Genomic DNA, 24,600 nt, shown 5'->3' on the forward strand with positions numbered 1-24,600 from the left:
GAGCAATGAAATTCACTCTGTCCTGGCTGAAAGACCACCTCGATACGGATGCGTCGGTTGATGAGATCGCCGAAGCGCTGACCGACCTTGGCCTTGAGGTTGAAGAGATCGTCAACCCGGCGGACCGTCTGGCGGGCTTTACGCTGGGCCATGTGAAACACGCGGAAAAACACCCCGACGCGGACAAGCTGCGCGTTTGCACGGTGGAAACCGACGAGGGCGATCTGCAGATCATCTGTGGCGCGCCAAATGCGCGCGAAGGGATCACCGTCGTTGTGTGCAAGCCGGGCATGTATATTCCCGGTCTGGATATCACCATCAATGTTGGCAAGATCCGGGGTGTCGAGAGCTTTGGCATGATGGCATCGGAACGTGAGCTGGAGCTGTCGGACGAGCATGACGGTATCATCGAGCTGCCCTCGGGCGCGGTGGGCGATCGCTTCGTGGACTGGCTGGCCGAGAATGAGCCGTCAAAGGTCGATCCGATGATCGAGATTGCGATCACGCCGAACCGCCCGGACGCGCTGGGCGTTGAGGGGATTGCGCGCGATCTGGCGGCGCGCGGGCTTGGTACGCTGAAACAGCGGGATTACGTGCCGGTTCCCGGTGATTTTGAATGCCCGATCAAGGTGACGATTGATGAGGACACGCTGGACGGCGCGCCGCATTTCACCGGGCGTCTGATCCGGGGCGTTAGAAATGGCCCCAGCCCGCAATGGCTGCAGGATCAATTGAAGGCCATCGGGCTGCGGCCTATTTCGGCGCTGGTGGATATCACCAACTATATGACCTTCGACCACAACCGTCCGCTGCACGTGTTCGATGCGGACAAGGTGCAAGGCAACTTGCGGGTCCATCGCGCCAAAGGTGGTGAGACGCTGGTGGCGCTGGATGAGAAGGAATATGCGCTGCAGCCCGGTATGATGGTGATTTCGGACGACAAGGGTCCGGAATCGATTGCCGGTGTCATGGGCGGTGAGGAAACCGGATGTACCGAAGACACTGTGAATGTCTTCCTCGAAAGTGCGTTCTGGGATCACGTGCAGATCGCGCTGACGGGTCGGGCGCTGAAGATCAATTCGGACGCGCGCTATCGCTTTGAGCGTGGAGTGGACCCTGAATATACTCGCGAAGGGCTGGAGCATGCGACGCAGATGATCCTGGACATCTGCGGCGGTGAGGCCTCGAATGTGGTTGAGGCGGGCAAGGCACCGAACCATGCGCGGGCCTATAAGCTGGATGCGGAACGGGTGCAGTCGCTGGTCGGGATGGATATCCCGGAAAGCGAGCAGCGGCAGACTTTGACCCGTCTGGGCTTCCGTCTGGAAGGCGAGATGGCGCATGTGCCCAGCTGGCGGCCTGATGTGATGGGCGAGGCCGATCTGGTGGAAGAAGTCGCGCGGATTGCGTCCCTGACCAAGCTTCAGGGCAAGCCGCTGCCGCGCGTGACCGATGGTATTCCCAAAGCTGTGATGACGCCTGCGCAGCGACGTCAGTCGATGGCGCGGCGGACCTGTGCGGCGCTGGGCTACAATGAATGCGTGACCTATACGTTCATCGACCAGGCCTCGGCTGCGTTGTTCGGCGGTGCAAACGATGCCACCCGTCTGGAAAACCCGATCTCGTCCGAAATGAGCCATATGCGCCCCGACCTGCTGCCGGGACTGTTGCAGTCCGCGGCCCGCAATCAGGCGCGTGGATATGCGGATGTGGCGCTGTTCGAGGTGGGCCCGGTGTTCCATGACGGAGAGCCCGGCGATCAGAAAACCCAGATTACCGGCTTGCTGGTGGGTCGGGATGGGCCAAAGGACGTGCACGGCGCGTCTCGCCCAGTTGACGTATATGATGCGAAAGCGGACGCAGAGGCTGTTCTGGCCGCAATTGGTGCTCCGGCCAAAGTACAGATTCTACGTGATGGGGATGCCTGGTGGCATCCGGGCCGTCATGGCAAGATTTGTCTGGGTCCGAAAAAGGTGCTGGGTGTCTTTGGGGAATTGCATCCGCGCGTGCTGCAGGCTTTGGATATCAAAGGCCCGGCTATGGCGTTTACCATCTGGCCGGACGAGGTGCCCATGCCCCGCAAGTCCGGAGCCACCCGTGCAGCGCTGGAATTGCGCGACCTGCAGGCCGTTGAACGTGACTTTGCCTTTGTCGTGGATGAAGCTGTCGAGGCGCTGACACTGGTCAATGCAGCGGCCGGCGCCGACAAGGCGCTGATCGAGGATGTGCGTGTCTTTGACGAATTCATCGGTGGCAGTCTGGGTGAGGGCAAGAAATCTCTGGCCATCACCGTGCGTCTGCAGCCGACCGATCAGACCTTGAAGGAGAAGGATATCGAGGCCGTCAGCGCCAAGATTGTCGAGAAGGTTGCAAAAGCCACGGGCGGAACGCTGCGGGGGTAAGGGTGGACGCCTCCGGCGGAAGTATTTTGGAAAAGATGAAGGGGCCTGGGTAATCCTTCCCCAACTGCGCCCCAAATGCGGAGGAGAGCCGGATGTTGAAGGTTTATCTGTCGGGTGAAATTCACACCGACTGGCGCGAGCAGATTGTCGCTGGCGCGCAAGGGTTGGATGTGACGTTTGACAGCCCTGTGACCGATCACGGGGCCAGTGATGATTGTGGCGTCTCGATTTTGGGGGCGGAGCCGGATAAATACTGGCATGACCACAAGGGCGCGATGGTCAACGCGATCCGGACGCGCAAAGGGATTGCCGATGCTGATGTCGTCGTGGTTCGGTTCGGTGACAAATACAAGCAGTGGAATGCGGCTTTTGACGCAGGTTATGCGGCTGCCTTGGGCAAGTCGTTGATCGTTCTGCATGGTCCGGAGCATCAGCACGCACTGAAAGAGGTCGATGCGGCCGCGTTGGCGGTGGCAGAAGAGCCTGCGCAGGTCGTCGATGTGCTGCGTTATGTTTTGACCGGAAAACTGCCCGGCTAACGGGTTTGGGTGAGGCTGTTGTGCCTCACCCTTTTGGCATTATTCTGTCGCTGGGATGCTGAGCCCACGCTGTACGGCGGGGCGGTCGAGGAAGCGGTCGACATAAGGTTGCAGGTTGTCGAACCCGCTCCAGCCTACGATCTCTTTCACCCCGTAATAATCCAGACCACGCAGCCAGGGAACGATCGCAATGTCGGCGATCGTGTAATCTCCGGCGATCCAGTCCTGTCCTTCGAGCTGCGTGTTCAGAACATTCAGCAAGCGCTTGGCTTCGGCGACATAGCGTTCGCGGGGGCGGGGATCTTCGATCTCTTTTCCGGCGAATTTGTGGAAATAGCCCAATTGTCCGAACATTGGTCCAAGGCCGCCCATCTGGAACATGAGCCACTGCGTGGCGCGATGTTTGTCGGCAGGGGATGCGCCCAGAAACTGGCCGCTTTTCTCGGCCAGATATAGCAGGATCGCGCCGCTTTCGAACAGGCCAAGAGGTTCGCCGTCGGGGCCATTGGGGTCGATGAGCGCGGGGATCTTGTTGTTGGGGTTAAGCGACAGGAATTCGGGGCTTTTGACATCCGCATCGGCCAGCGTGACCAGATGTGCCTCGTAGGGCAGGCCGGTTTCTTCCAGCATGATCGAGGCTTTGACGCCGTTTGGCGTGGGATAGGAATAGAGTTGGATTTTGTCCGGGGACTTGGCGGGCCAGCGGGCGGTGATCGGGTGTGTTGCGGTGTCCAGCATGACGTGCTCCTGATTAAGCTTCCGACTGAAGGTAGGGATGAAACGAGGGTTCTGCCAGCTTTAGCGGTGTGCGCCACCGGTCATTGGCTGTGTAATTTGGAACAGCGGGGAAAACTGGCGCATCTCTGCCCTAGACCCGGGAGTGCCAATTCGTCACAGTTTCGTGAGACCCGCGATGGCGTTGCGGGGTTTGACGCGAAAAGGAGATGCGCGTGAATGAGGTCGTAACACAGGTGGGTGCGTTCGCCCCGCTGATTATCAATGCCATCAAGGCGTTTGTGGTGCTGATCCTGGGATGGATCGTTGCCGGGGCGATCGGGGGGATGGTGCGCAGGCGGATCAACGCGACGCCGCATATTGATCCGACGCTTGGGAATTTTGTGGCCAGCCTGATCAAATGGGCGGTTCTGGCCATGGTGCTGGTGGCCGTTCTGGGCATATTCGGGATCGAGGCCACCAGTATTGTCGCTATTTTGGGTGCTGCTTCGCTTGCAATCGGCCTGGCCCTGCAAGGCACGCTGAGCGATCTTGCCGCGGGTGTGATGCTTGTGGTTTTCCGGCCTTACAAGCTGGGTCAGTATGTAGATATCGGGGGAACAGCCGGGACCGTGAAAGACCTGAACCTGTTCACGACCGAGCTTGTGACACCTGACAATGTGCAGATCATTGTGCCGAACGGACAGGCCTGGGGATCCGTGATCACCAATTTCTCGGCGCATGACACGCGGCGGGTCGATCTGGTTTTCGGGATTGATTATGGTGACAGCGCGGATGAGGCGATGAAGATCATTATGGATGTGGCCACGTCGGATGAGCGCATTCACAAAGACCCGGAACCCTGGGTCCGCGTGACCAATCTGGGAGACAGTTCGGTAGACCTGACGGCACGACTGTGGTGCGACGCGGCGGAGTATTGGGATGTGAAGTTTGAGCTGACCAAGGCCATCAAGGAAGCCTTTGATGCCAAGGGTGTCTCGATCCCTTACCCGCATTCGGTCGAGATTCAGAAAAAGGGCTGAATGCTCCCGCCCGTCGGGCGGGCATTGGAAATACCCTTCTTCGGTTGGACAAAGCGCCGCGCGTACCGCGCGGCGCTGATGTACCCGCGCAATGGGATCACGAACGAAACAACGCCGCACCAAAGGCGCGGCGCTGTTTTTTTGACGCTGCAATCCCCCTCAAAAGAGGGGGCTTTCAGGGGCCGGAGCGCTTATGATTTGATGGCGACACCGGGCGAGACAACATCGATACCCAGTGCCTTACCGACCGCGTAGTAGGTCAGTTGTCCGGCATGGACGTTCAGACCAGCCATCAGATGTGGGTCATCCTGACAGGCGGTTTTCCAGCCTTTGTCCGCCAGCGACAGCATGAACGGCATCGTCGCATTGCCCAGGGCGATGGTCGACGTGCGGGCCACAGCACCCGGCATATTGGCGACGCAGTAATGCATGATACCGTCGACCTCATAAATCGGCTCGGCGTGTGTTGTGGCTTTGGAAGTTTCAAAGCATCCGCCCTGATCAATTGCGACATCGACCAGAACCGCGCCGGGCTTCATGGACGAGAGTTGGTCCCGGGTAATCAGCTTTGGCGCCGCCGCGCCCGGGATCAGAACCGCGCCAATCACCATATCAGCGTCCTGGATAAGTTCTGCGGTGGCCCCGGCTGTGGAGTACTGGTTCTTGAAATGGCCGCTAAACACGTCGTCGAGATAGCGCAGTCGCGGTAGGGATCGGTCCAGAACGGTGACGTCTGCGCCCATACCCGCTGCGATCTTGGCAGCATGGGTGCCGACCACGCCGCCCCCGATTACGACCACCTTGGCTGGCCCGACACCGGGAACACCGCCCATCAGCACGCCGCGCCCGCCATTGGCCTTTTGCAGTGTCCACGATCCTACCTGCGGGGCCAGACGGCCAGCCACTTCGGACATGGGTGCAAGCAGCGGCAATCCGCCATTGGCGTCAGTCACCGTTTCATATGCAATTGCGGTACAGCCCGACTCCAGCAGATCATGGGTCTGATCCGGGTCCGGGGCGAGGTGCAGATATGTGAACAGCAGCTGCCCTTCGCGCAGCATCTTGCGCTCGCCCGCTTGCGGCTCTTTGACTTTGACGATCATGTCGGCGGTGGCGAATACCTCGTCGGCAGTGTCCACGATCCGCGCGCCTGCCGCTTCATATGCGGCATTGTCAAAGCCTGACCCTGCTCCGGCCCCGCTTTCGATGATCACTTCGTGGCCACGTGCCACGGCTTCGCCAGCGGCGTTTGGGGTCATGCCAACCCGGAATTCTTGCGGTTTGATTTCCCTGGGGCAACCGATTTTCATGAGAGACTCCGTTCATAAACTGCCCAATTTATGGGCAAACCAGGACGCAATTTCTGTGAAACCCCACTTGTCAATTGCCCAAAATACGGGAAATTATTCGAGATATGGTTTGAGTTCTGCAATGGATGTGCGCGAATGGCGATAGATACAACAGATCGAAAGATTCTGGCGGCCCTGCAACGCAAAGGCAGGATGTCTAACGCCGAACTATCAGAACAGGCCAATCTGTCCCCCTCGGCCTGTCATCGACGTGTGCAGCGACTTGAGGCAGAGGGGTATATTCGCGATTATGTTGCTTTGCTGGACGCGCGGAAAATGAACGTTCCGACGACTGTCTTCGTCGAGATCACCCTGCAAGGTCAGGCAGAAGAGGTGTTGGAGGCGTTTGAAAAGGCGGTGGCCCGCATCCCCGATGTTCTGGAATGTCACCTGATGGCCGGAACCGCCGATTATATCCTGAAAGTCGTTGCCGAAAACACCGAGGATTTTGCACGAATTCATCGGCAATACCTGTCGCGCCTGCCGGGGGTATCGCAAATGCAGAGCTCGTTTGCACTGCGGACGGTTTTCAAGACAACTGCGCTTCCGGTGTGACGGGCCTCAGGCCGGGGCGGGATATGTGAATAGAACCAGATGCGCCATGTTGAAGATGAAATGCATCGCAACCGGTACCCAGAGGCGACCCGTTGCATGGTACCCCAACCCGCAAGCCAGCCCCAACAGACTGGCGAAGGCAACCAGTGCAGCGCCACCCGGAGCATGAGCCAGCCCGAACAGAAAACTCGCACCGATCACGCCGGCAATTGATCCAAGCCGGGCCGACAAAACAGATTGCACGTAGCCGCGAAAAAATGCCTCTTCGGCAAGGCAGGTCAGGAACAGGTTCGACAGTGCGAACAGCAGCCACCATTCAGGCAATGCGGTTTCGGGTCGGATCGCCCCAACCGTAAGGCCCAGCGCAAACAAGATGGGAAGCAGCACCAGCCCAAAAGTCAGAGGAAGCAATTGGGTCGGGTGTTTGACGGTCAACAGGGCGGGCCAGGCCAGAAAAACCGCGAGGGCGACTATAGGTTTGTCCAGATTGAGAAACAGGGTAAAGGCTGCGCTGTCAGGGCCGGAACGGACCTGATCCAGCACCTGCAGGTTGTGCACTCCCGGCAGCAGGTGCGCGCCCAGCACCACACACCAGATGACGAACGCACCGTGCCCGGCGATAGCAGGCATGCCATGCAGCTTTGGTAATTGTGACGCGCCCAGCAAACCCAATAGAACGACGCATAGCGCGGTCGGTGATATCAGATTCAACGACACTGCGATGACCAGAAACAGCGCAAGCAACAGTGCGGATAGTTCAGTCCAGCGGACCCAGCCCGCAACCAGCGCAACACTCAGAACCAGCCATGGCCAGGTCACCGGGAGCATGTTCCAAAAGAATGTCATGACACCTCTGCATTGCCACGGTCTTAGATGCGGTACGGCGGCGCGAAATGGCAATGCAAAATTGCCCGGCATTGACCGGCCGAGGGTCAAACAGTGCGCATTGCGTCAATTCCACAACTTGTAACTTGTGGCGGACAAGGCCAAATTGTCACTCTGACAGGCGTGCACGGTCCTTTTTGATCGACATCCGCCGGTTACACAGCCCCGATATGATCCGCGCCCGACAGGAAAGAAGGAGTAGGCATTGGTTTACGAGAACGACAGCGCCCCGAAAGACTGGCTGGAAGCCGAACTGGAAGACACGCTGGACGAGGATTTTGAGATCGAATTCAGCGAGCCCATGCTTTCCATGGAAATCCGGAAGATCTACAAGGATCAGCATCCGGACATGTTGGACCGCAAAGTCTATTTCCGCAATCTGCTGCGTCTGCAAGCCGAACTGATAAAGGTGCAGGATTGGGTTGTGCATACCGGGGCGAAGGTTTGCATCCTGTTTGAGGGGCGCGACAGCGCAGGCAAAGGTGGTGTTATCAAACGGATCACACAACGCCTGAACCCTCGGGTCGCGCGCGTCGTGGCCTTGCCAGCCCCCAGCCGCCGGGAACAAAGCCAGTGGTATTTCCAGCGTTACGTGCCGCATTTGCCTGCCGCCGGTGAGATCGTGTTGTTCGATCGCTCATGGTACAACCGAGCCGGTGTCGAGCGGGTGATGGGGTTTGCCAACGAAGATCAGGTTGAACAGTTCTTTCAGGACGTTCCGGAATTCGAACGGATGCTGGTGCGGTCAGGGATCATATTGCTGAAATACTGGTTCTCGATCACCGACGAGGAGCAACAGTTGCGATTCCTGATGCGCATCCATGATCCAATGAAACAATGGAAGCTTTCACCCATGGATCTGGAATCCCGCATTCGATGGGAGGCATATACCAAAGCCAAAGAGGATATGTTCTTCCGCACCAATATCCCCGAGGCTCCGTGGTACATCGTCGAAGGCAATGACAAAAAACGCGAGCGCCTGAATTGCATCGAGCATCTTTTGACCAAGATTCCTTATGATGACGTGCCGCAGGAAAAGGTGAACCTGCCAGACCGGCGGTATAACCCGGAATATGAACGCCGCATCCTGCCGGATGAGTTGCACGTTCCCAAGATTTACTGAATGGATGCCGAGAGGCAAAAAAAGCAACCCGCCAAATGGCGGGCTGCTTCTTGAGTGGAAACGCAAACCTGTATCAGATCAGGAAGTAGTCACTGTTCAGGCTACTGAGGCTTATGTCCTCGAGGAGGAGCGTATTGCCTAGCCCATCGTCAATCAGAACATCCGACCCTGACTGTTGCGCGTGATTTGCCTTGAGATCACCAAAGCTGGTGATGGAATCCAAGGCCCGCAAGTCAACTTTGTCTTTCTTGCTCAGATCGGTGATCCGGTCATTCCCCGAGGTGAAAATGAACCTGTCGGCGCCGCCTCCACCGGTCATGATGTCATCGCCAGCGCCACCATTCAGCTTGTCTTTTCCGCCGCCGCCTTGAAGGATGTCATTCCCTGCGCCACCGTACAGCTTGTCTTTTCCGCCGCCGCCGTTCAGCAAGTCATTGTCATTGCCGCCGTAAAGCTTGTCTTTCTTGCCACCGCCATACAGCTTGTCATTTCCGTCCTCGCCATACAGACGGTCTTTTCCGCCGCCACCTTTGGCGATGTCATCCCCGTCCCCGGCGTAAATCTTGTCTTTCCCGGAGCGCCCGTCCATCCGGTCGTCACCTGTGCCGCCGTACAGCTTGTTCCCCTTGGATGAGCCGACCAGTATGTCATCCCCATCTTTGCCATACAGGCTGCCGCCTTTCTTGAGGACAAGCCAGTCATCCCCATCGGTGCCTGTCTTGCTGCCTGATACAACTTTCTTGACCGGGTTTGACGCTGTGTCGTTGGGTGCCGCCGGAGTGCTGGGCGCACCAGGGGCGGGTGGTGCGCTGGGCGTAGGTGGCGGTGTACCGGGCCCGCTTGCTGATCCGCCGCTGTCCAGCTGAAGCGGTGCGGACGTCCGGGCAAAGTTCTGGGTGGCCATGATGGCGTTCCAGCCATTGAAATCCCCGGTTTCGATGCCGATGCCGATCACGGTAACATTCGGGTCCAGAATATTGGCTTTATGGCCGGGGCTGTTCATCAGGTTGGTGTGCAGATTGATCACGTCATCCGCCAGACCCGGTGCTCCGCGAATGCTCTGCCAGGCGATGTTCTCGGCTGACCGCCAACTGCCTGAAAAGTCGAAACCCGCGGCTTGCATACGCTGAGTGGCGCTGGATCCGCCAACACCGGTGTGGCTGAACGTGTCGGTGTTCAGCATCCATTGGCTGTGATCCTCAGCCGCGTCATTCAGACGAAGCTCAAGCTGAACGGGCTGCAAACCCCGGCTTGTGCGTTCACCATTAATAAGCGCGAGCATTTGGCGTTCGAGTGTACTTGCAGTGGACATGATTCTGCCTCCGGTCAATTTTATTATTTTGCCGGGACATTAGTGGCGAGAATTGGGCGGCGAGAAGACACAATTTTGCCCTGATCATAGTTGGGCGGAATGCCACCACAAGTTGATGCAGCATGTGCAGAAACCTGCGCATCTCCGGGTTGCCAACCGGTGGGATCGAATTTGCCGAGGGGGTTTCAAAACGACAAACCCCCGGGCGATGCCTCGGGGGTCGTCAAATAGTGTCATCCAAAGCTGGACGAGCGTCAGGTGCTTAGAGCAAACCTTCGCGCTGGGCTTTCTTGCGTGCCAGTTTACGGGCACGGCGGATCGCTTCAGCTTTCTCGCGCGCTTTTTTCTCGGACGGCTTCTCGAAATGTTGCTTCAGCTTCATTTCACGGAACACGCCTTCGCGCTGCAGCTTTTTCTTCAGGGCACGAAGCGCCTGATCGACGTTATTGTCGCGAACACTAACCTGCATGTGGTTGTCACCACCTTTCTAGATAGAGTTGCAAGGAAATTGCAGGAAGTGGCCGTATAGCAAAGCGCCCCTAACTTGTCTAGTACTGGTGCAAGAACCCGGAGAGCCGACATGACCGCGACATTTGAAGACAATAAAGAGCAATTGTTGAACGCAATTCTGGACCATGTTCCGTTTGACGGCTGGTCCGAGACCAGCTTTCGTGGAGCGATTGCAGATTGTGACATGGATGTCGGGCTGGCCCGCGCAATCTGCCCGCGTGGGGCTGTTGATCTGGCGTTGGCGTTTCATGCGCGGGGCGATCAGGCTATGCTGGAACGTCTGAAATCCGAAGATCTGAGCGGTTTGAAGTTCCGCGAGAAAATTGCGGCCGCCGTTCGGTTTCGGTTGCAGGCGGTGGACGACAAAGAGGCGGTGCGGCGCGGCGTGACCCTGTTTGCGCTGCCCATTCACGCCGCGGATGGGGCCAAGGCGATCTGGGGCACCTGCGATCTGATCTGGAGCGCACTGGGTGACACGTCTGACGATGTGAACTGGTACACCAAACGCGCGACGCTTTCGGGGGTCTATTCCTCGACATTGCTGTACTGGCTGGGGGATGATTCGCCCGCGCATCAGGCCACGTGGGAGTTTCTGGATCGCCGAATTGACGGGGTGATGCAGTTCGAGAAACTCAAGGCGCAGGTCAATGGCAATCCGCTGTTCAAACCTTTCCTGGCAGTACCCAACTGGGTGGTGTCGCAGGTTCGCGCCCCGGCAAAGATGCCAGTCGATCTGCCGGGTGCGTTGTCTCCCAGAAAATAGCGGCTGGGCCTTGCCTGACCCGACTGCTAGGCATGGCGCAAAGGAGATTTGTTGATGACCCAGACAATGCGCGCCGTTGAGATTACGCAGCCGGGTGGCCCTGACGTTTTACAGATGACAGATCGACCCATGCCCGAAGCAGGTGTGGGTCAGGTTGTGCTGAAAGTCGCCTACGCCGGTGTGAACCGCCCCGATGCGTTGCAACGGGCGGGGGCTTATGATCCGCCGCCGGGTGCCAGCGACCTGCCGGGGCTTGAAGCTTCGGGCGAGGTTGTGGCCATTGGTCTCGGTGTCGAAGGTTTGACCCTGGGCGATCAGGTCTGCGCCTTGTTGCCGGGCGGTGGTTATGCCGAATATGTGGCGACACCTGCGGCCCACTGCCTGCCGGTTCCTTCGGGACTCGATCTGAAACAGGCCGCGTGCCTGCCGGAAACGTTCTTCACGGTCTGGTCCAACGTCTTCACCCGCGGGGGACTGAAGGCCGGTGAACGGTTTTTGGTCCATGGCGGGTCCAGTGGGATCGGGACAACGGCGATCCAACTGGCCAATGCCTTTGGCGCGCGAGTTTTTGCGACCGCCGGATCAGCCGAAAAGTGTGACGCCTGCGTACGGCTGGGGGCCGAAAAAGCGATCAACTACAAGGATGAAGATTTTGTGGCCGCCATGCGTGCCGAAGGCGGCGCGAACCTGATCCTCGATATGGTGGGGGGCGATTACATCCCGCGCAACGTCAAGGCGTTGGCCGAGGATGGGCGGCTGGTTCAGATCGCTTTCTTGCAAGGTCCCGTGGTCGAGCTGAATTTTGCCATGATGATGGTCAAGCGTCTGACCCTGACAGGCAGCACGCTGCGCCCGCAAAGTGATCTGGCCAAGGCCCGCATTGCGCAGGACCTGCGCGAGGCAGTCTGGCCGTTGCTGGACGCCGGCAGGATCGCCCCGGTTATGGACAGTGAGTATGATCTGGCCGATGCGGCGGCGGCCCATGCACGTATGGAAAGCTCGGGCCATATCGGCAAGATCGTCCTGAAGGTCGCCAGGTAAGGTAACCGGCTCCGGTCATGCAACCGCGCGGCGATAGAGGTGCCAGGTTGCGTGACCCAGGACGGGCATGACCACGATCAGGCCCAGCAACATTGGGATCGATCCCAAGGCCAACATGGCCGCGACGATAGCACCCCAGGTCAGAATGACACGCGGGTTGTGACGCAACACCCGCACAGATGTGACGACGGCCACAGGAACGCCGACCTTCTTGTCCAGCAGCAGCGGGAAACTCACAACACTCAAAGCCAGCGCCACGAGGGCAAATACAAACCCGACAGCCGTGCCAAAGATCACCATGCCCCAACCCGCAGAGGTGGTGAACACTTCGGTCAGGAAGGTGCCTGGCGATGCCGGCGGTTCAGGGCCAAGGGTCTGTGCGTAAATGCTCTGCGCGACCATCAGCCAGACCAGCAGCAGCATGACCATATAGAAGCCAAGCGCCAGAATTGCGCCGAACGAGGGGGACCGGAACACGCCAAACGCGTCCAGCCAGCGCGCTTTACCACCCTGTTCGCGTTTGCGGCTGATCTCGTACAGTCCTACGGCAGCCACCGGGCCGATCAGGGCAAATCCGGCAATCAATGGGGCCAGCAGCGGCACCATGTCCATGTTCAGACCCAGGCCAAACATTACCAGACCCGCGATCGGATAGATCAGGATAAGAAATACGGCATCCGCACGGGTTTCCAAAAAATCCGTGTATCCGGCGCGCAAACAGGTGCGCAGGTCCTGCATCGTCAGAGTTTGAACGGCGGGCAGGTTGCGAATATCCGCGCTACCGATTTCGGTCACGGTTTCCGCGACATGATCTCCGGTCGCCCTCAGGTTGCGGGCGGCCCAGCTGATCGGGTTTCCGATTGTCTTGTCCATCTTCATCCCCTTCCGTGGCATGGGTGCGCGGCAGGATATGTCCGGCGGATTGTGGTCTTCCCTGGCCGGATCAGCCATTTGCGCCTGAATTCAGTATAGCACAACCACGGTCATTTGCCTGATCACCCTTTCGCCACTGCAGGATTGCTCCGACGCACAGGCATGTTAGCTTTGTGTCAACCAGTGGGAGGGGCATCATGCAGCAGACAGCACGTACCGTTATTATTCACGAAACCGGCGGACCCGAGGTCCTGCAAGTCGAGGACAGAGTGCTGGGCGATCCGGGCCCCGGAGAGGTCCGTATTCGCCATCATGCCTGCGGATTGAATTTCATCGACGTGTATCAACGATCAGGGCTTTATCCGATGGAACTGCCGCATGCGCTGGGCATGGAGGCGGCCGGGATTGTCGAGGCTGTCGGGGATGGCGTAGCGCATCTGCAACCCGGTCAGCGTGCTGCCTATGCGGCGGGTCCTGCAGGTGCCTATGCCGAAGCGCGTGTAATGCCTGCAGCGCAGGTATGCCCGCTGCCCGAAAGCATCTCATTCCGGACGGCTGCGGCCATGATGTTGAAAGGTATGACTGTTGAATACCTGTTCCATCGCACCACACCGCTGCGTCGGGGCGACACAGTGTTGTTTCACGCGGCAGCCGGAGGCGTGGGGCTGATCGCCTGCCAATGGGCCAAATCCGAAGGTATTACCCTGATCGGAACGGCCGGAACGGATGAGAAATGCAAGCTGGCGCAGTTCAACGGCGCGAGCCATTGCATCAACTACCGGACCGAGGATTTTGTTCAACGGGTGGCTGAAATCACCGGTGGAAAGGGCGTTGATGCCGTGATGGACTCGGTCGGTGCTGACACGTTCGAAGGTTCTCTGAATTGCCTCAAACCGCTTGGTATGATGATCTCCTTCGGCAACGCGTCGGGCCCTGTTCCGCCGATGGATCTGGGACTGCTGGCGCAAAAGGGATCGTTGAAAATCACCCGACCCACTCTGTTTACGCATATTGCCGATCATGCGGTCTGTCAGGCGATGGCCCGGCGTCTGTTCGGCAAAGTGGAAGGGCGCGAGGTCAAGATTCACGTGGATCAGGAATTCGCTTTGGAAGCCGTCGGCGATGCCCACCGTGCGCTTGAGGCCCGCCAGACGACCGGAAGCACGATCCTGGTGCCCTGACGGTCAGGGCCCGACACCTATGCCGGGCCCTAAAGGACCTTGGTCAGAATCGATAGGCGACGCGAACCTGAACAGTGGTCGCGTCAACGTCCACACCGGGTGAGTCAAAATCGTCGAATTCGTGATACAGCAGCTCTCCGGCTACACTGACATTGGGTGCAATGATCTGTTCATAGCCCGCACCGATGAACCAGCCGTCGTCGCTGCCCAAATCTTCTGTACTCGCTTCGGCATAACCACCGGTTCCGTATAGCAGCCCTTGCGGATTGATTTTGTATCCGGCCCGCGCTTTGATGCGCCAGACATCTTCGACCGTAGTTGCGCCGGACAGATCGACATCGGTCCAGTCATAGTCAAAGCCACCGCCAAAAACCCAATCGCCAGTGTCGTAGTCGTAGCCCAGGATGATGCCGCCAATTACACCATCGCCATCGACGCCTGAAAGGTTTGTATCGACATCGATGTAACCGATCTGCGCACCGCCGTAGAAACCGGTCCAGTCTGTTGCCGATTGTGCCATTGCTGAACTTGCAGTCAAAATCGAGACCATGGTTACGAGTGCTAACTTTCCCGTCATCTTCGTTCCTTTCGTCGAAATTGCGGCTGAGGTGTCAGAAATCCACAGCCTTGTAACACTGAATACGACTTGACCCGGGGCCCGGATCATCGCGGTGCTTACTATTCCGACCTGAACGTTTTGGGCACATCGATGCGTGCGCTGGTTCACTTGCTTTGAACGCTTCGGTTCTGAAATTGGAATTGAATTGGACGATTTCAAACGCAAATCGGCGACGGAGGGGATCCGTCGCCGACCTGATCATGTCTTAAGCTGATTACTGCTGCTGCAGTTCCGCAGGCGTTTTGCTTGCGATTTCTTTCCAGTTGGTGTCGGCGCGCTCGTTGAAGCCCGGGATGTCGCCTTCCCAGCGTTCCTGAATGTCTTTCGACAGGTTCAGGTACAGCTTGTTGTCAACGATTTTCCAGTAGTTCGGGTCGCCATCAAACTTGAAGCCCATCGCGGTGCCGAATGCACAGTAGCCGCCATATGCGGGCAGGTACGCTTCGGGGTTCTCTTCGAAGGCTACTTTGTTTTCTTCCGATGCAAAGCGGTACAGCGCGTCATTGTGCAATGCGGTGATCTTGTAGTCGCCTTTGGTGGCTTCACCCACGGTGAAGTAGGCAACCGGGTCATAACCCTGCAGCGCCAGGCCGGTCGAGCTTGCGTTCAGTTCTACGCCAGCGGCCAGAGCCGTGCTTGCAACTGCGACAGACAGCGCGACGCCGCCGATGAGGGATTTGAACTTGTTCATTGTTTTCACCTTTCGTGAACTGAGCCACCGGACGACACAGCAATTGTGCCTGGGCGACCCTGAAGTTTTTGGTCCGTGCGGTCGGTAATTGGCCGTCACGATCTCGAAGTGGGCGGTCTGCTCATCACGTTCAAAACAATCAATTGTGAATGTGCGTGGGTGAATAAGACCTGTTCACAAATGCAGAGAACCCCTTAGTCCTCCGGCACATAGGACAACACAAACTTCACGACTTTTTGCGCGGGCATTTCGCACGGGCGCAGCAACGGGCCGCTGTTTTTCGTCAGGTAAAGGTTCAGGCTGATGTAATCTCGACCGCCCAACTCATGCGCGACCAGCTTGTGGGATTTGCCCCGCGCGTGTTTTGACCGGCTGACAACATAGCGTTTGTCTGCGCACCATCCCTGCGACGTGCCGATCGGGATGGCGAAAAAAGCGGAAAGGATCGGATCGGACGCGGTCAAGATTGTCCGATTTTCGGCTCGGTTCCGGCGCGGATACGCGAGACATTCGCGCTGTGGCGCCAATAGACCAGCAAGGTCAGGACAACGCCCAGAAGAAAGCTGTGTGCGTCGGTCAGAAGCAGAATCCAGATCGTCGACAGTGCCGCCGCAGCCAATGCGCCAACCGACGATATCCGCCAGACCGCCGCCGCGACCAGCCAAGTCACACAGCAAGCAACGCCAACCCGCCAGTCCAGTGCCAGCCAAAGACCGATGAACGTGGCGACGCCCTTGCCCCCCTTGAAACCAAGCCAAATCGGGAAACAGTGCCCCAGAAACGCGGCCAGCCCGGCGATTTGCGCCGCGTCCTCTCCGGCAATCGCGCGCGCCAGAAGCACAGCAACCGCGCCTTTGGCGGCGTCGAACAGCAAGGTCAACACCGCTGCGGCCTTGTTTCCCGTGCGCAAGACATTGGTTGCGCCGATATTACCCGAGCCGATCTGGCGCAGATTGCCCAACCCCATAACCCGCGCGATGATCATGCCAAACGGGATCGATCCCATCAGGTACCCAAGCGCGGCCCAGAGGATCAGTTCGGTCATGCTGCTGTCGATCAGGGGCATCAGGTTCTCCGGTAGACTTCGTTTCCGGCCACATAGGTTGCGGTGACCTTACCCTGCATCCGCTCGCCGTCAAACGGCGTATTCTGAGATTTCGATTTCAGCGCGAACCGGTCCAGCACAAAGGGTACATCCGGGTCAAAGAGCACCAGATCGGCGGGCGCGCCCTCGGTCAGGCGGCCCTTCTCCAGCCCCAGCCGTTTCGCCGGATTCAGGGCCATCGCACGAAACAGTGTCGGCATGTCCAACTGATCGGAATGATAAAGCCGCAGCGCTGCAGGCAGCAGGGTTTCCAGTGCCACCGCGCCCGAGGCGGCCTCTTCAAATGGCAAGCGCTTGCTTTCCTCGTCCTGTGGTGTGTGCATCGAACTGATCGTGTCGATCAACCCGGTCCGGACGGCCTCGATCACCGCCTGCCGGTCATCTTCGGATCGCAGCGGAGGTTTGACCTTGAAGAAGGTGCGATAGTCGGCCACGTCCAGCTCGTTCAGCGTCAGATGGTGGATCGAGGTTCCGGCGGTGATGTCCAGCCCGTTGCGCTTTGCACGCTCCAGCGCGGGCAGGGCGCGGGCGGTGGTGATCTGATCAGCGTGGTAGGTCGCGCCGGTCATTTCCAGCAGTGCAATGTCACGGTCCAGTCCCATGCGCTCGGCCATCGGGGACACGGCAGGCAGACCACGAAGGGCTGCGAATTTGCTGCTGTTGGCAGCGGCTCCGGCGCTTAGGCCCGGTTCCTGCGGGTGGGCAATCACAAGCGCACCGCAGGATTTTGCATAGGTCAGCGCGCGGGAGAATACCTTGGTGTTGATGATGACATGATCGCAGTCGGTGAAAGCCACCGCACCCGCATCTTGCAGGAACCCGATTTCGGTCATCTCTCGCCCTTCGCGCCCTTTTGTCAGCGCCGCCATCGGCAGGACGTTGACAGGGGCATCCGCCTGCGCGCGGCGGGTGGCGAACTCCAGCGTTTCGGGCGTGTCGACAGCGGGCAGCGTATCGGGGCGGGTGACGATGGTGGTGACGCCTCCGGCTGCGGCGGCCAGACCGGCGGATTTGTAGCTTTCTTTGTGCCGCTCACCCGGTTCACAGACCTTGACCCCGATATCGACGATGCCGGGGGCCAGACATTGCCCGCCGCAGTCAATTACCTGCGCCTCCGGGATTGAGGCCGCGCCTTCGCCCCGGCCCGCGATGAGGCCATCTGAAACGTGCAGCCAGCCAAGTGTGTCCGTCCCGGCCTCGGGGTCGATCAGGCGGGCATTGGTGAAAACGAACGAAGTCATGTCGAGGCCTCTCGGGCTTGGGTCAACGCTTTCAAAGCGGCATCAGGGTCAGGCAGGTATTCGAAGACGAGGAATCTGAGACGGGAAAATACGATGTTCCGATGGCTGCAATAAAAGCTCAGATTTGGATGGATGGGGATGCACTTGGGCTTAAAAATCTTGCTGATCCACCAGATGCTGCGGTTAGTGACGACATACATACGGCTGGTTCGGATCAAACGATCCCACCACATCGCAAAAGCCAAGACGATGGTGCAACTGGCCAACTTCCAAAGGTCTCGGATGGTTTCAGCGAACCACGGGCTTGCCAGCCATGCCAGACCCAGACAGAAGATCAGAATGCCATAGGCCCACCCCACGTGGGGCGGGAAGAATCCGTTATGTGGTTGTCCGACCCAAAGTATCTTTTCGGTTTCGGGTATCTTCTCACGCCACCACTCGTCGCTCATCCCATGGCCCTTTCAATGGCGGCTTTGGTGTCGGCGGGGTCGGCTTGGTACTTGATCAGGTGCTTATCGCCGCCCTTGGTGACGATCTGGACAAAGCTGCCCATCGTGTTGACAGCCTCGATCTGGTTCAGCGCCACCTTGCGTGGTCCGGGGCCGGTGAGGGTTGTCTCGGACATCTCCCACCGGTTAACCAGTTCTTCCGAGGCCAGATACCATGCGCGGATGCCGATGGCTGCCAGACCAGCGGGCGCGCCGGTCCAGATGTAGGGATTGCCGATCAGCCACAGAATGGCCATGGCACCGACCATAGCGAAGGCGGCGATCCAAGTGTTTGTGCGGATATACGCGCCCTTGTCCGCAGCGAAGATCACAGGATCAGCCACAATGCACCTCCGATGGCCAGCAGCAAAATCAACGCCAGAAGGGCCGAACCGAGCCGGCGCGATGTGCCTTCTTCGGGTGACGCCTGTGGGGCGGAGAAGGGTTTGGCGCTTTCGGTCTCGATCTTGCCGCCCGACCAGTTTGTCGCTTCTTCTGTATACAGCCCCAGAAGGCAGACCCTTGGGTCGGGCTTCAATGTCGCCGCTTTACCGCAAAACGCAGCGCTGCGCAGGATCATGACCCAGCCTTCGATGGTCTCCAGCAAGGTGCGGTTCAACTGGTCTTCTGAGACGCCACATCCGTCGTTCAAGTAACCGTACAGGCCGAGATCTTCGAGGTCCGTGACGGGAAAGATGTCGATCTGCGCCGGGTCCAACCCCGTGACCCCAAGAACCTGATCGGCTGCGCCCGGTTCGCGCAGGAACTTCGCCTCTTCGGCGCGCATGTCCAGCGTAAACAGGCGCAGGACGCCGCGTTCATGTGGGGCGACCGTCAGATTGTTCATGCGGCCTCGCGCTGATTGCGGGCCAGCAATTCCATCGCGGCCATGCGGACGGCAACGCCCATTTCCACCTGTTCCTGAATGACCGACCGGTTGATGTCATCGGCCAGAGTGCCGTCAATCTCGACCCCGCGGTTCATCGGGCCAGGATGCATGACGATGGCATCCGGTTTGGCCAGCGCCAGCTTGGCGGCGTCCAGACCGTAGCGGTGATAATATTCTCGCTCGGAAGGGATGAAGCCACCATCCATCCGCTCGCGCTGAAGACGCAGCATCATGACGACATCAACGTCTTTCAGCCCTTCGGTCATGTCATCATAAATTTCGGCTCCGAATTCGGCAAACTGACCGGGCACCAGGGTCGGCGGGCCAATCAGGCGAATTCGGTTTTCCATCTTGCCCAGCAGGATCAGGTTCGACCGGGCCACGCGGGAATGGGCCACATCACCACAAATTGCGATGTTCAGCCGATGCAGGCGACCCTTGGCGCGGCGGATCGTCAGGGCGTCCAGCAGGGCCTGCGTGGGATGTTCGTGCCGCCCGTCGCCCGCGTTCAATACGGCACAGTTCACCTTCTGCGCCAGCAGATCGACCGCGCCCGAATGCGGATGCCGAACCACCAGCAGATCAGGGTGCATGGCGTTCAGCGTCATCGCCGTGTCGATCAGGGTCTCGCCCTTTTTGATCGAGCTGGCCTCCATCGCCATGTTCATCACATCCGCGCCCAGACGCTTGCCCGCCAATTCAAAACTGGCCTGCGTGCGGGTCGAGTTTTCAAAGAACATGTTAATCTGTGTCAGTCCGGACAGAACGTCGGAGCGTTTTGCCGACTGGCGATTGAGATCGACATATGTCTCGGCCAGATCAAGAATGGCGGTGATATCGGATTGCGACAGATGCTCGATGCCAAGAAGGTGACGATGGGCGAAACGCATGGGCGGGCTCCTGTCTGACAATCGGCCCGCTTATAGAAAGCCGTGCGGCGCAAGGCAACCTAGGGATCGGACCCATGGGGCAGTTTCTCGCACCCGCCGTCGGGCAGGCATTGCTCGCCGGGTTTGCACCATCGGGCGTTGCCGCAATCCACGGCTTTGACCGGGACACATCCCTGCTGCGCAGAACATTTGAACCCCGTGCGGCATTGCGAGCCGGTCTCTTCACACAGAAACCATCCCGGACGGGTGCAGCCGCCGCCCGGTAAACAGGCGGTTCCCGAGGCGCATGTGCGGCCATCGTCGCAGAGATTTGGGCGGTTCGGGACCACTCTGCCCGTGTCCAGACCCGGCGATACCGGTTCACATTCTCCGCGTCCATTGCAGAAATTGCCGCCGGGGCAGTCCAGACGTGAGGTGCATTTGTTTGCCCCTTTGGGCGCGCAGCGGGTGCCGCCTGCCACGCAGCGTTCGAACGGTCCGCAGCTGCGTCCGCCGCCGCAATAGGTGCCGCCCGCACGGATGCAGTGGCCGTCAAAACTGCATCTCTGCCCCGCCGAGCAACAGCGCACACCGCATTTGAACTGGCCTGCGCGGCATTGACGGGTCCGGTCGCTCAGACCGCCCCGGTTATGGATGCCATACCTGTCTTGAATTTGCGCAAAACCCTGACTGCTGAACGTCGCCAGCAGCACAATCATCAGAAGGAATCGCACAATTTGCATCATGAATGCACATATGGTCGGTGCGCGGGGTCGCCTGATCAAGGTCTATTCGCTTTCCCTCGGTCAAAAGGTGGTTAGATTGAGGGCAATGGAATCGGCTTTGGATTATCACACCGCGCGGGCGCTGCTGGACTGGCAGGTTGAGCTTGGCGTAACGGACGCAATCGGGGATGACCCGATTGACCGGTACGCGCTGCCTGACACCGCGCCCAAGCCCAGAAAGCCATCTGCGCCTGCTGTGGTTGAAAAATCGACCCAAGTCGACCCGGTCGCGGTCGCCCGGACTGCAGCCCGGGGTGCCGGATCATTGGATCAGCTGCGGGCGGCCATGGATGCGTTCGATCTGTGCGAGTTAAAACGTGGGGCCCGGCAATTGGTCTTTTGCGACGGCATTGCAGGCGCGCGCGTGATGATCATCGGTGAGGCACCGGGCCGGGATGAGGATCGCGAAGGCAAACCTTTTGTTGGTCGTGCCGGACAGCTGCTTGACCGGATGCTGGCGGCAATTGATCTGGACCGGACACGGAACGTCTATATCACAAATGTACTGCCATGGCGGCCACCGCAAAACCGGGACCCAAAGCCCGATGAGATCGGAATGATGAAGCCCTTCCTCGAGCGTCACGTTGCGCTGGCTAAGCCCGACATTCTGGTGGTCATGGGCAATATCAGCTGTCAGGCCGTTTTGGGCAAACGCGGCATCACCCGACTGCGCGGCCAGTGGGATCAGGCGCTGGATTTGCCAGTCATCCCGATGTTCCACCCGGCCTATCTGCTGCGTCAACCTCAGATGAAGCGGCAGGCCTGGGCGGATTTGCTGGAGCTCAAGACCCGGCTTGAGGGGGCGTGATGCGTATTCTGGCCTTCTCTGATCTGCACATGGCCCGCAACCGGGCCGCAGAGATCGTGACTGCCAGCATCGGGGCCGACCTCGTGATCGGTGCCGGGGATTATTGTAACATGCGGCAAGGGCTGGATGAGGCAATGGGTTGGCTGGCAGGCATCGCGGCTCCGTTGGTTCTGGTGCCCGGCAATGCCGAAAGCGCCGCTGAGCTGACCCAGGCGGCGCCCGACGGCGCACATGTGCTCCACGGGACCGGGATGACCTTGGATGGGATACGATTGTTTGGCTTGGGATATGGCGTGCCCGTTACCCCTTTTGGCGATTGGTCCTGCGATCTGACCGAGGCCGAAGCGACCGAGTTGCTGAACCGATGCGAGGGAACCGATATCCTCATTGCGCATTCCCCGCCAAAGTGCCATGGCGACAAGACCTCGGCGGGCGATGCGGTCGGTTCGGTTGCTGTCCGTGACGCCATTGAACGGATGCAGCCACACTTCGCGCTGCATGGTCATATTCATGACAGCTGGGGCTATCGCGGGATGATCGGAGGCACCCAGATTGCCAATCTTGGCCCCACGGCGAACTGGTTCGAGGTCGCCATATGAACCGGACAATCCAGATGCAAAGCTGGTCTGGGTGCCTGTTTTTCTGCGGGCGCGGTGCTGGCTGCGTTCGACGTCTCGCTTGTCACAATGGAAAGGGCCTGACACCACATGTCGCGCATTGACGAAAGCAAGGAATTCATCCCGGTCCGGATTGCGGTTCTGACCGTCTCGGATACCCGTTCGCTGGCCGATGACCGCTCGGGTCAGACACTGGTGGACCGGATCGAAAAGGCAGGCCATTCTGTTGCCGACCGAAAGATCGCGCAGGACGAGCGCGGCGAAATCGCTGCGCAGCTTCGGTTGTGGGTCGGTGATCCCGAGATTGATGTGATCATCTCGACCGGTGGAACCGGGCTGACCGGGCGTGACGTGACAGTCGAGGCGCATCGGGACGTCTATGAAAAGGAAATCGAGGCTTTTGGTACCGTGTTCACCATCGTCTCGATGGAGAAAATTGGTACGTCGGCCGTTCAGTCCCGCGCGACAGGCGGGGTTGCGGGTGGCACCTATCTGTTTGCGCTTCCGGGCAGTCCCGGAGCGTGCAAGGACGCGTGGGACGCAATCCTTGAGAAACAGTTCGATTATCGCCACCGCCCCTGCAATTTCGTCGAAATTATGCCCCGATTGGACGAACATCTGCGACGGAAGTAGACTGGTCCTGCGTTCAACTGTTCATAACCGCTTTGTGGCTTGGCAATTTTCGCAGCCCGGCTACCTTTGACAGATGGCAGCCTGATACAGTTTAGGTGAGTGACATATGCGATTTCTGAGGCAAAGCCTTGTAGGAGTGTTCCTGGCGTTTCTGACGCTGGGCCTGCTGTTTGTCGCCGCCCAGATGATCGTGGGCGCTGTGCAGGAGGTTCTGGATCGCGATGAATCAGCGCCGCCCGCGCGGGAAAGAGTGTTCGCCGTCAGCGTCAGACCGGCGGAATTCGTGACTGTCACGCCCGTTCTGGAAGCCTTTGGCGAAGTTCAAAGCCGACGCAGACTGGAACTGCGGGCGGCCCTTGGCGGTCGTGTGATCGCTTTGGCGGATGATTTCGAGGATGGCGGCGCGGTGACGACCGGAGAAGTTCTGGTGGAACTGGACCCGGCCAACACGCAGGCGGCGCTGGATCGGGCCAAGTCCGATCTGCTGGATGCGCAATTTGAAGAACGCGATGCGGAACGGTCGCTGTTGTTGGCGCAGGACGAGCTGAACTCGGCCAAGTCGCAGGCAGAGCTGCGTGGGCGGGCGATGCAGCGTCAAAAGGATTTGCAAAGCCGCGGCGTCGGGGCGGCTGCGGCGGTGGAAGAGGCCGAACTGGCCGAAGCTGCGGCTCAGCAAGCGGTTCTGGCCCGGCGGATCGCGTTGGCGCAAGCTGAATCGCGGGTTGATCAGGCCACGACTTTGCTGGCGCGGGCCCGCATCGCGTTGGAAGCGGCCGAACGTGATCTGGGCGATATGACCATCCGCGCGGGGTTTAGCGGAACATTGACCGATGTCTCACTGGTCGAAGGGCGACTGGTGGCCGCCAATGAAAAACTGGCCGAACTGGTCGACCCGAACGCGCTCGAGGTGGCGTTCCGGGTCTCGACCGCCCAGTATGTCAGACTGTTGGATGCGCAGGGTAAACTGATTGACGCGCCGGTCACTGTCTCTCTTGAGGTGACCGGAACAGACCTGACAGCACAGGGCCGCATCAGTCGCGACAGCGGATCAGCCGGGGAAGGGCAGACCGGTCGCCTGATCTATGCGCGCATGGACAGCGCGGCTGGCTTCAAGCCCGGCGACTTTGTGACCGTCTCAGTGCAGGAAAAGCCCTTGGATCGAGTGGTCCGTATGCCGTCTTCGGCGTTGGACGCGACGGGAACCGTTCTGGTTCTGGGACCAGAGGACCGGCTGGAAGCGCTGCCGGTCGAACTGATAAGACGCCAAGGGGACCATATCCTGTTGCGCGGCGAGGGTCTGGACGGGCGCGAAGTGGTCATTGGCCGAACCCCTCTGTTGGGCGAAGGTGTCCGGGTCCGCCCGCTGCGTGTGGAAGACAACGCCGCTGCAGCAGCAAATCTGGTGGAGCTTTCTGATGAAAAGCGCGCCCAGCTTGTGGCGCAGGTTGAATCCAGCAAGCGCATGCCCAAGGACGTGAAAGCCCGTGTTCTGGCCCAGTTGAGCGAGGCCAAAGTGCCTGCGGCTCTGGTCCGGCGGCTGGAAACCCGGGCCGGAGGGTAATCGC

General features: G+C 59.2%; 28 protein-coding genes. 12 read left to right on the forward strand and 16 right to left on the reverse strand.

Annotated features, from left to right (window positions below; genetic code table 11):
• Positions 1-5 precede the first annotated feature (5 nt).
• Together pheT and ACR0K4_RS09315 are read left to right on the forward strand one after the other, a co-directional pair.
• A complete protein-coding gene (gene pheT / locus ACR0K4_RS09310) occupies positions 6-2,402 on the forward strand; it encodes a phenylalanine--tRNA ligase subunit beta (protein WP_480853743.1) in 2,397 nt (798 codons plus the stop codon).
• Positions 2,403-2,494: 92 nt separating this feature from the next.
• Positions 2,495-2,941, forward strand: a complete 447-nt coding sequence (locus ACR0K4_RS09315) for a YtoQ family protein (RefSeq protein WP_480853745.1) — start codon at positions 2,495-2,497, stop codon at positions 2,939-2,941.
• 39 nt (positions 2,942-2,980) lie between these two features.
• Here the strand turns inward: ACR0K4_RS09315 and ACR0K4_RS09320 are convergent, their stop codons facing one another.
• Positions 2,981-3,679 carry a glutathione S-transferase family protein gene (locus ACR0K4_RS09320; RefSeq protein ID WP_480853746.1) on the reverse strand — a complete coding sequence of 233 codons (699 nt, stop codon included), beginning with the start codon at positions 3,677-3,679 and terminating at the stop codon, positions 2,981-2,983.
• 206 nt (positions 3,680-3,885) lie between these two features.
• Here ACR0K4_RS09320 and ACR0K4_RS09325 point away from each other — a divergent pair, with 206 nt between their 5' ends.
• Positions 3,886-4,698, forward strand: a complete 813-nt coding sequence (locus ACR0K4_RS09325; protein WP_480853748.1) for a mechanosensitive ion channel family protein — start codon at positions 3,886-3,888, stop codon at positions 4,696-4,698.
• 191 nt (positions 4,699-4,889) lie between these two features.
• Here ACR0K4_RS09325 and ald read toward each other — a convergent pair whose 3' ends face one another.
• Positions 4,890-6,008: an alanine dehydrogenase gene (ald, locus tag ACR0K4_RS09330; protein WP_480853749.1), complete on the reverse strand. Its 1,119-nt coding sequence runs from the start codon at positions 6,006-6,008 to the stop codon at positions 4,890-4,892.
• Positions 6,009-6,143: 135 nt separating this feature from the next.
• On the opposite strand from ald, the gene ACR0K4_RS09335 reads away from it, so the two are divergent.
• Positions 6,144-6,602: an Lrp/AsnC family transcriptional regulator gene (locus tag ACR0K4_RS09335; RefSeq protein WP_480518141.1), complete on the forward strand. Its 459-nt coding sequence runs from the start codon at positions 6,144-6,146 to the stop codon at positions 6,600-6,602.
• A gap of 6 nt (positions 6,603-6,608) precedes the next feature.
• On the opposite strand, the gene ACR0K4_RS09340 is transcribed toward ACR0K4_RS09335, so the two are convergent.
• Entirely contained in the window at positions 6,609-7,448 is an 840-nt protein-coding gene (locus tag ACR0K4_RS09340) for a CPBP family intramembrane glutamic endopeptidase (protein WP_480853751.1), read from the reverse strand.
• 244 nt (positions 7,449-7,692) lie between these two features.
• Here ACR0K4_RS09340 and ppk2 point away from each other — a divergent pair, with 244 nt between their 5' ends.
• Positions 7,693-8,610 carry a polyphosphate kinase 2 gene (ppk2, locus tag ACR0K4_RS09345; protein WP_480518145.1) on the forward strand — a complete coding sequence of 306 codons (918 nt, stop codon included), beginning with the start codon at positions 7,693-7,695 and terminating at the stop codon, positions 8,608-8,610.
• A gap of 73 nt (positions 8,611-8,683) precedes the next feature.
• Here the strand turns inward: ppk2 and ACR0K4_RS09350 are convergent, their stop codons facing one another.
• Together ACR0K4_RS09350 and rpsU are read right to left on the reverse strand one after the other, a co-directional pair.
• The gene (locus ACR0K4_RS09350) at positions 8,684-9,922 is read right to left on the reverse strand and encodes a CAP domain-containing protein (protein ID WP_480518147.1); all 1,239 of its coding nucleotides are present in this window, start codon (positions 9,920-9,922) and stop codon (positions 8,684-8,686) included.
• 262 nt (positions 9,923-10,184) lie between these two features.
• Positions 10,185-10,391 carry a 30S ribosomal protein S21 gene (gene rpsU, locus ACR0K4_RS09355; protein WP_005614280.1) on the reverse strand — a complete coding sequence of 69 codons (207 nt, stop codon included), beginning with the start codon at positions 10,389-10,391 and terminating at the stop codon, positions 10,185-10,187.
• Between the two features lie 111 nt (positions 10,392-10,502).
• On the opposite strand from rpsU, the gene ACR0K4_RS09360 reads away from it, so the two are divergent.
• Positions 10,503-11,195 (forward strand): COQ9 family protein, encoded by a 693-nt coding sequence (locus tag ACR0K4_RS09360; RefSeq protein ID WP_480853752.1) that lies wholly within the window; start codon positions 10,503-10,505, stop codon positions 11,193-11,195.
• Between the two features lie 54 nt (positions 11,196-11,249).
• Complete coding sequence (locus ACR0K4_RS09365; protein WP_480853753.1) at positions 11,250-12,236, forward strand: NAD(P)H-quinone oxidoreductase; 987 nt, start codon at positions 11,250-11,252, stop codon at positions 12,234-12,236.
• Between the two features lie 15 nt (positions 12,237-12,251).
• On the opposite strand, the gene ACR0K4_RS09370 is transcribed toward ACR0K4_RS09365, so the two are convergent.
• Complete coding sequence (locus ACR0K4_RS09370) at positions 12,252-13,109, reverse strand: DUF2189 domain-containing protein (protein ID WP_480853754.1); 858 nt, start codon at positions 13,107-13,109, stop codon at positions 12,252-12,254.
• 197 nt (positions 13,110-13,306) lie between these two features.
• On the opposite strand from ACR0K4_RS09370, the gene ACR0K4_RS09375 reads away from it, so the two are divergent.
• Positions 13,307-14,290, forward strand: a complete 984-nt coding sequence (locus ACR0K4_RS09375; RefSeq protein WP_480853755.1) for a quinone oxidoreductase family protein — start codon at positions 13,307-13,309, stop codon at positions 14,288-14,290.
• Positions 14,291-14,333: 43 nt separating this feature from the next.
• Here the strand turns inward: ACR0K4_RS09375 and ACR0K4_RS09380 are convergent, their stop codons facing one another.
• The 10 genes from ACR0K4_RS09380 to ACR0K4_RS09425 all read right to left on the reverse strand — a co-directional run bounded on the left by ACR0K4_RS09380 (position 14,334) and on the right by ACR0K4_RS09425 (position 20,938).
• Complete coding sequence (locus tag ACR0K4_RS09380) at positions 14,334-14,867, reverse strand: outer membrane protein (RefSeq protein ID WP_480853756.1); 534 nt, start codon at positions 14,865-14,867, stop codon at positions 14,334-14,336.
• Positions 14,868-15,123: 256 nt separating this feature from the next.
• A complete protein-coding gene (locus tag ACR0K4_RS09385) occupies positions 15,124-15,600 on the reverse strand; it encodes a YHS domain-containing (seleno)protein (protein WP_480518157.1) in 477 nt (158 codons plus the stop codon).
• Between the two features lie 194 nt (positions 15,601-15,794).
• Positions 15,795-16,064 carry a hypothetical protein gene (locus ACR0K4_RS09390; RefSeq protein ID WP_480853757.1) on the reverse strand — a complete coding sequence of 90 codons (270 nt, stop codon included), beginning with the start codon at positions 16,062-16,064 and terminating at the stop codon, positions 15,795-15,797.
• The gene (gene plsY, locus ACR0K4_RS09395; RefSeq protein ID WP_480518161.1) at positions 16,061-16,666 is read right to left on the reverse strand and encodes a glycerol-3-phosphate 1-O-acyltransferase PlsY; all 606 of its coding nucleotides are present in this window, start codon (positions 16,664-16,666) and stop codon (positions 16,061-16,063) included. Before plsY ends, ACR0K4_RS09390 begins: the two co-directional genes overlap by 4 nt.
• Positions 16,666-17,946, reverse strand: a complete 1,281-nt coding sequence (gene pyrC, locus ACR0K4_RS09400; RefSeq protein WP_480853758.1) for a dihydroorotase — start codon at positions 17,944-17,946, stop codon at positions 16,666-16,668. The genes plsY and pyrC overlap by 1 nt, the downstream gene beginning before the upstream one ends.
• Complete coding sequence (locus ACR0K4_RS09405) at positions 17,943-18,395, reverse strand: hypothetical protein (protein ID WP_480853759.1); 453 nt, start codon at positions 18,393-18,395, stop codon at positions 17,943-17,945. Before ACR0K4_RS09405 ends, pyrC begins: the two co-directional genes overlap by 4 nt.
• Positions 18,392-18,778 (reverse strand): hypothetical protein, encoded by a 387-nt coding sequence (locus ACR0K4_RS09410; RefSeq protein ID WP_480518167.1) that lies wholly within the window; start codon positions 18,776-18,778, stop codon positions 18,392-18,394. Before ACR0K4_RS09410 ends, ACR0K4_RS09405 begins: the two co-directional genes overlap by 4 nt.
• Positions 18,763-19,281 carry a hypothetical protein gene (locus ACR0K4_RS09415; protein ID WP_480853760.1) on the reverse strand — a complete coding sequence of 173 codons (519 nt, stop codon included), beginning with the start codon at positions 19,279-19,281 and terminating at the stop codon, positions 18,763-18,765. The genes ACR0K4_RS09410 and ACR0K4_RS09415 overlap by 16 nt, the downstream gene beginning before the upstream one ends.
• Entirely contained in the window at positions 19,278-20,213 is a 936-nt protein-coding gene (locus ACR0K4_RS09420; protein WP_480518171.1) for an aspartate carbamoyltransferase catalytic subunit, read from the reverse strand. The genes ACR0K4_RS09415 and ACR0K4_RS09420 overlap by 4 nt, the downstream gene beginning before the upstream one ends.
• A gap of 59 nt (positions 20,214-20,272) precedes the next feature.
• Positions 20,273-20,938, reverse strand: a complete 666-nt coding sequence (locus ACR0K4_RS09425) for a scavenger receptor class F, member 2 (RefSeq protein WP_480853761.1) — start codon at positions 20,936-20,938, stop codon at positions 20,273-20,275.
• A gap of 85 nt (positions 20,939-21,023) precedes the next feature.
• On the opposite strand from ACR0K4_RS09425, the gene ACR0K4_RS09430 reads away from it, so the two are divergent.
• The 4 genes from ACR0K4_RS09430 (at position 21,024) to ACR0K4_RS09445 (ending at position 24,596) form a co-directional block, all read left to right on the forward strand.
• The gene (locus ACR0K4_RS09430) at positions 21,024-21,785 is read left to right on the forward strand and encodes a uracil-DNA glycosylase (RefSeq protein ID WP_480853926.1); all 762 of its coding nucleotides are present in this window, start codon (positions 21,024-21,026) and stop codon (positions 21,783-21,785) included.
• Complete coding sequence (locus tag ACR0K4_RS09435; protein WP_480518175.1) at positions 21,785-22,384, forward strand: metallophosphoesterase family protein; 600 nt, start codon at positions 21,785-21,787, stop codon at positions 22,382-22,384. Before ACR0K4_RS09430 ends, ACR0K4_RS09435 begins: the two co-directional genes overlap by 1 nt.
• 108 nt (positions 22,385-22,492) lie before the next feature.
• A complete protein-coding gene (gene moaB, locus ACR0K4_RS09440; RefSeq protein ID WP_480518177.1) occupies positions 22,493-23,035 on the forward strand; it encodes a molybdenum cofactor biosynthesis protein B in 543 nt (180 codons plus the stop codon).
• A gap of 106 nt (positions 23,036-23,141) precedes the next feature.
• Positions 23,142-24,596, forward strand: coding sequence for an efflux RND transporter periplasmic adaptor subunit (locus tag ACR0K4_RS09445; protein WP_480853763.1), 1,455 nt, complete (start codon positions 23,142-23,144; stop codon positions 24,594-24,596).
• Positions 24,597-24,600: the final 4 nt, after the last annotated feature.

It is taken from the genome of Ruegeria sp. K11, assembly GCF_056531905.1.

Excerpts from the sequence above, each read along its gene's own strand:
- ACR0K4_RS09405 (WP_480853759.1), bottom strand. The coding sequence starts at position 18,395 with ATGAGCGACGAGTGGTGGCGTGAGAAGATACCCGAAACCGAAAAGATA.
- ACR0K4_RS09385 (WP_480518157.1), bottom strand. The coding sequence starts at position 15,600 with ATGAACAAGTTCAAATCCCTCATCGGCGGCGTCGCGCTGTCTGTCGCA.
- ACR0K4_RS09435 (WP_480518175.1), top strand. The coding sequence starts at position 21,785 with ATGCGTATTCTGGCCTTCTCTGATCTGCACATGGCCCGCAACCGGGCC.
- plsY (WP_480518161.1), bottom strand. The coding sequence starts at position 16,666 with ATGCCCCTGATCGACAGCAGCATGACCGAACTGATCCTCTGGGCCGCG.
- ACR0K4_RS09365 (WP_480853753.1), top strand. The coding sequence starts at position 11,250 with ATGACCCAGACAATGCGCGCCGTTGAGATTACGCAGCCGGGTGGCCCT.
- ACR0K4_RS09375 (WP_480853755.1), top strand. The coding sequence starts at position 13,307 with ATGCAGCAGACAGCACGTACCGTTATTATTCACGAAACCGGCGGACCC.
- ACR0K4_RS09380 (WP_480853756.1), bottom strand. The coding sequence starts at position 14,867 with ATGACGGGAAAGTTAGCACTCGTAACCATGGTCTCGATTTTGACTGCA.
- pheT (WP_480853743.1), top strand. The coding sequence starts at position 6 with ATGAAATTCACTCTGTCCTGGCTGAAAGACCACCTCGATACGGATGCG.
- ACR0K4_RS09445 (WP_480853763.1), top strand. The coding sequence starts at position 23,142 with ATGCGATTTCTGAGGCAAAGCCTTGTAGGAGTGTTCCTGGCGTTTCTG.
- ACR0K4_RS09335 (WP_480518141.1), top strand. The coding sequence starts at position 6,144 with ATGGCGATAGATACAACAGATCGAAAGATTCTGGCGGCCCTGCAACGC.
- rpsU (WP_005614280.1), bottom strand. The coding sequence starts at position 10,391 with ATGCAGGTTAGTGTTCGCGACAATAACGTCGATCAGGCGCTTCGTGCC.
- ACR0K4_RS09370 (WP_480853754.1), bottom strand. The coding sequence starts at position 13,109 with ATGGACAAGACAATCGGAAACCCGATCAGCTGGGCCGCCCGCAACCTG.
- ACR0K4_RS09415 (WP_480853760.1), bottom strand. The coding sequence starts at position 19,281 with ATGAACAATCTGACGGTCGCCCCACATGAACGCGGCGTCCTGCGCCTG.
- pyrC (WP_480853758.1), bottom strand. The coding sequence starts at position 17,946 with ATGACTTCGTTCGTTTTCACCAATGCCCGCCTGATCGACCCCGAGGCC.
- ACR0K4_RS09315 (WP_480853745.1), top strand. The coding sequence starts at position 2,495 with ATGTTGAAGGTTTATCTGTCGGGTGAAATTCACACCGACTGGCGCGAG.
- ACR0K4_RS09325 (WP_480853748.1), top strand. The coding sequence starts at position 3,886 with ATGCGCGTGAATGAGGTCGTAACACAGGTGGGTGCGTTCGCCCCGCTG.
- ACR0K4_RS09320 (WP_480853746.1), bottom strand. The coding sequence starts at position 3,679 with ATGCTGGACACCGCAACACACCCGATCACCGCCCGCTGGCCCGCCAAG.
- ACR0K4_RS09425 (WP_480853761.1), bottom strand. The coding sequence starts at position 20,938 with ATGATGCAAATTGTGCGATTCCTTCTGATGATTGTGCTGCTGGCGACG.
- ACR0K4_RS09350 (WP_480518147.1), bottom strand. The coding sequence starts at position 9,922 with ATGTCCACTGCAAGTACACTCGAACGCCAAATGCTCGCGCTTATTAAT.
- ald (WP_480853749.1), bottom strand. The coding sequence starts at position 6,008 with ATGAAAATCGGTTGCCCCAGGGAAATCAAACCGCAAGAATTCCGGGTT.
- ACR0K4_RS09420 (WP_480518171.1), bottom strand. The coding sequence starts at position 20,213 with ATGCGTTTCGCCCATCGTCACCTTCTTGGCATCGAGCATCTGTCGCAA.
- ACR0K4_RS09340 (WP_480853751.1), bottom strand. The coding sequence starts at position 7,448 with ATGACATTCTTTTGGAACATGCTCCCGGTGACCTGGCCATGGCTGGTT.
- ACR0K4_RS09430 (WP_480853926.1), top strand. The coding sequence starts at position 21,024 with ATGGAATCGGCTTTGGATTATCACACCGCGCGGGCGCTGCTGGACTGG.
- ACR0K4_RS09360 (WP_480853752.1), top strand. The coding sequence starts at position 10,503 with ATGACCGCGACATTTGAAGACAATAAAGAGCAATTGTTGAACGCAATT.
- moaB (WP_480518177.1), top strand. The coding sequence starts at position 22,493 with ATGTCGCGCATTGACGAAAGCAAGGAATTCATCCCGGTCCGGATTGCG.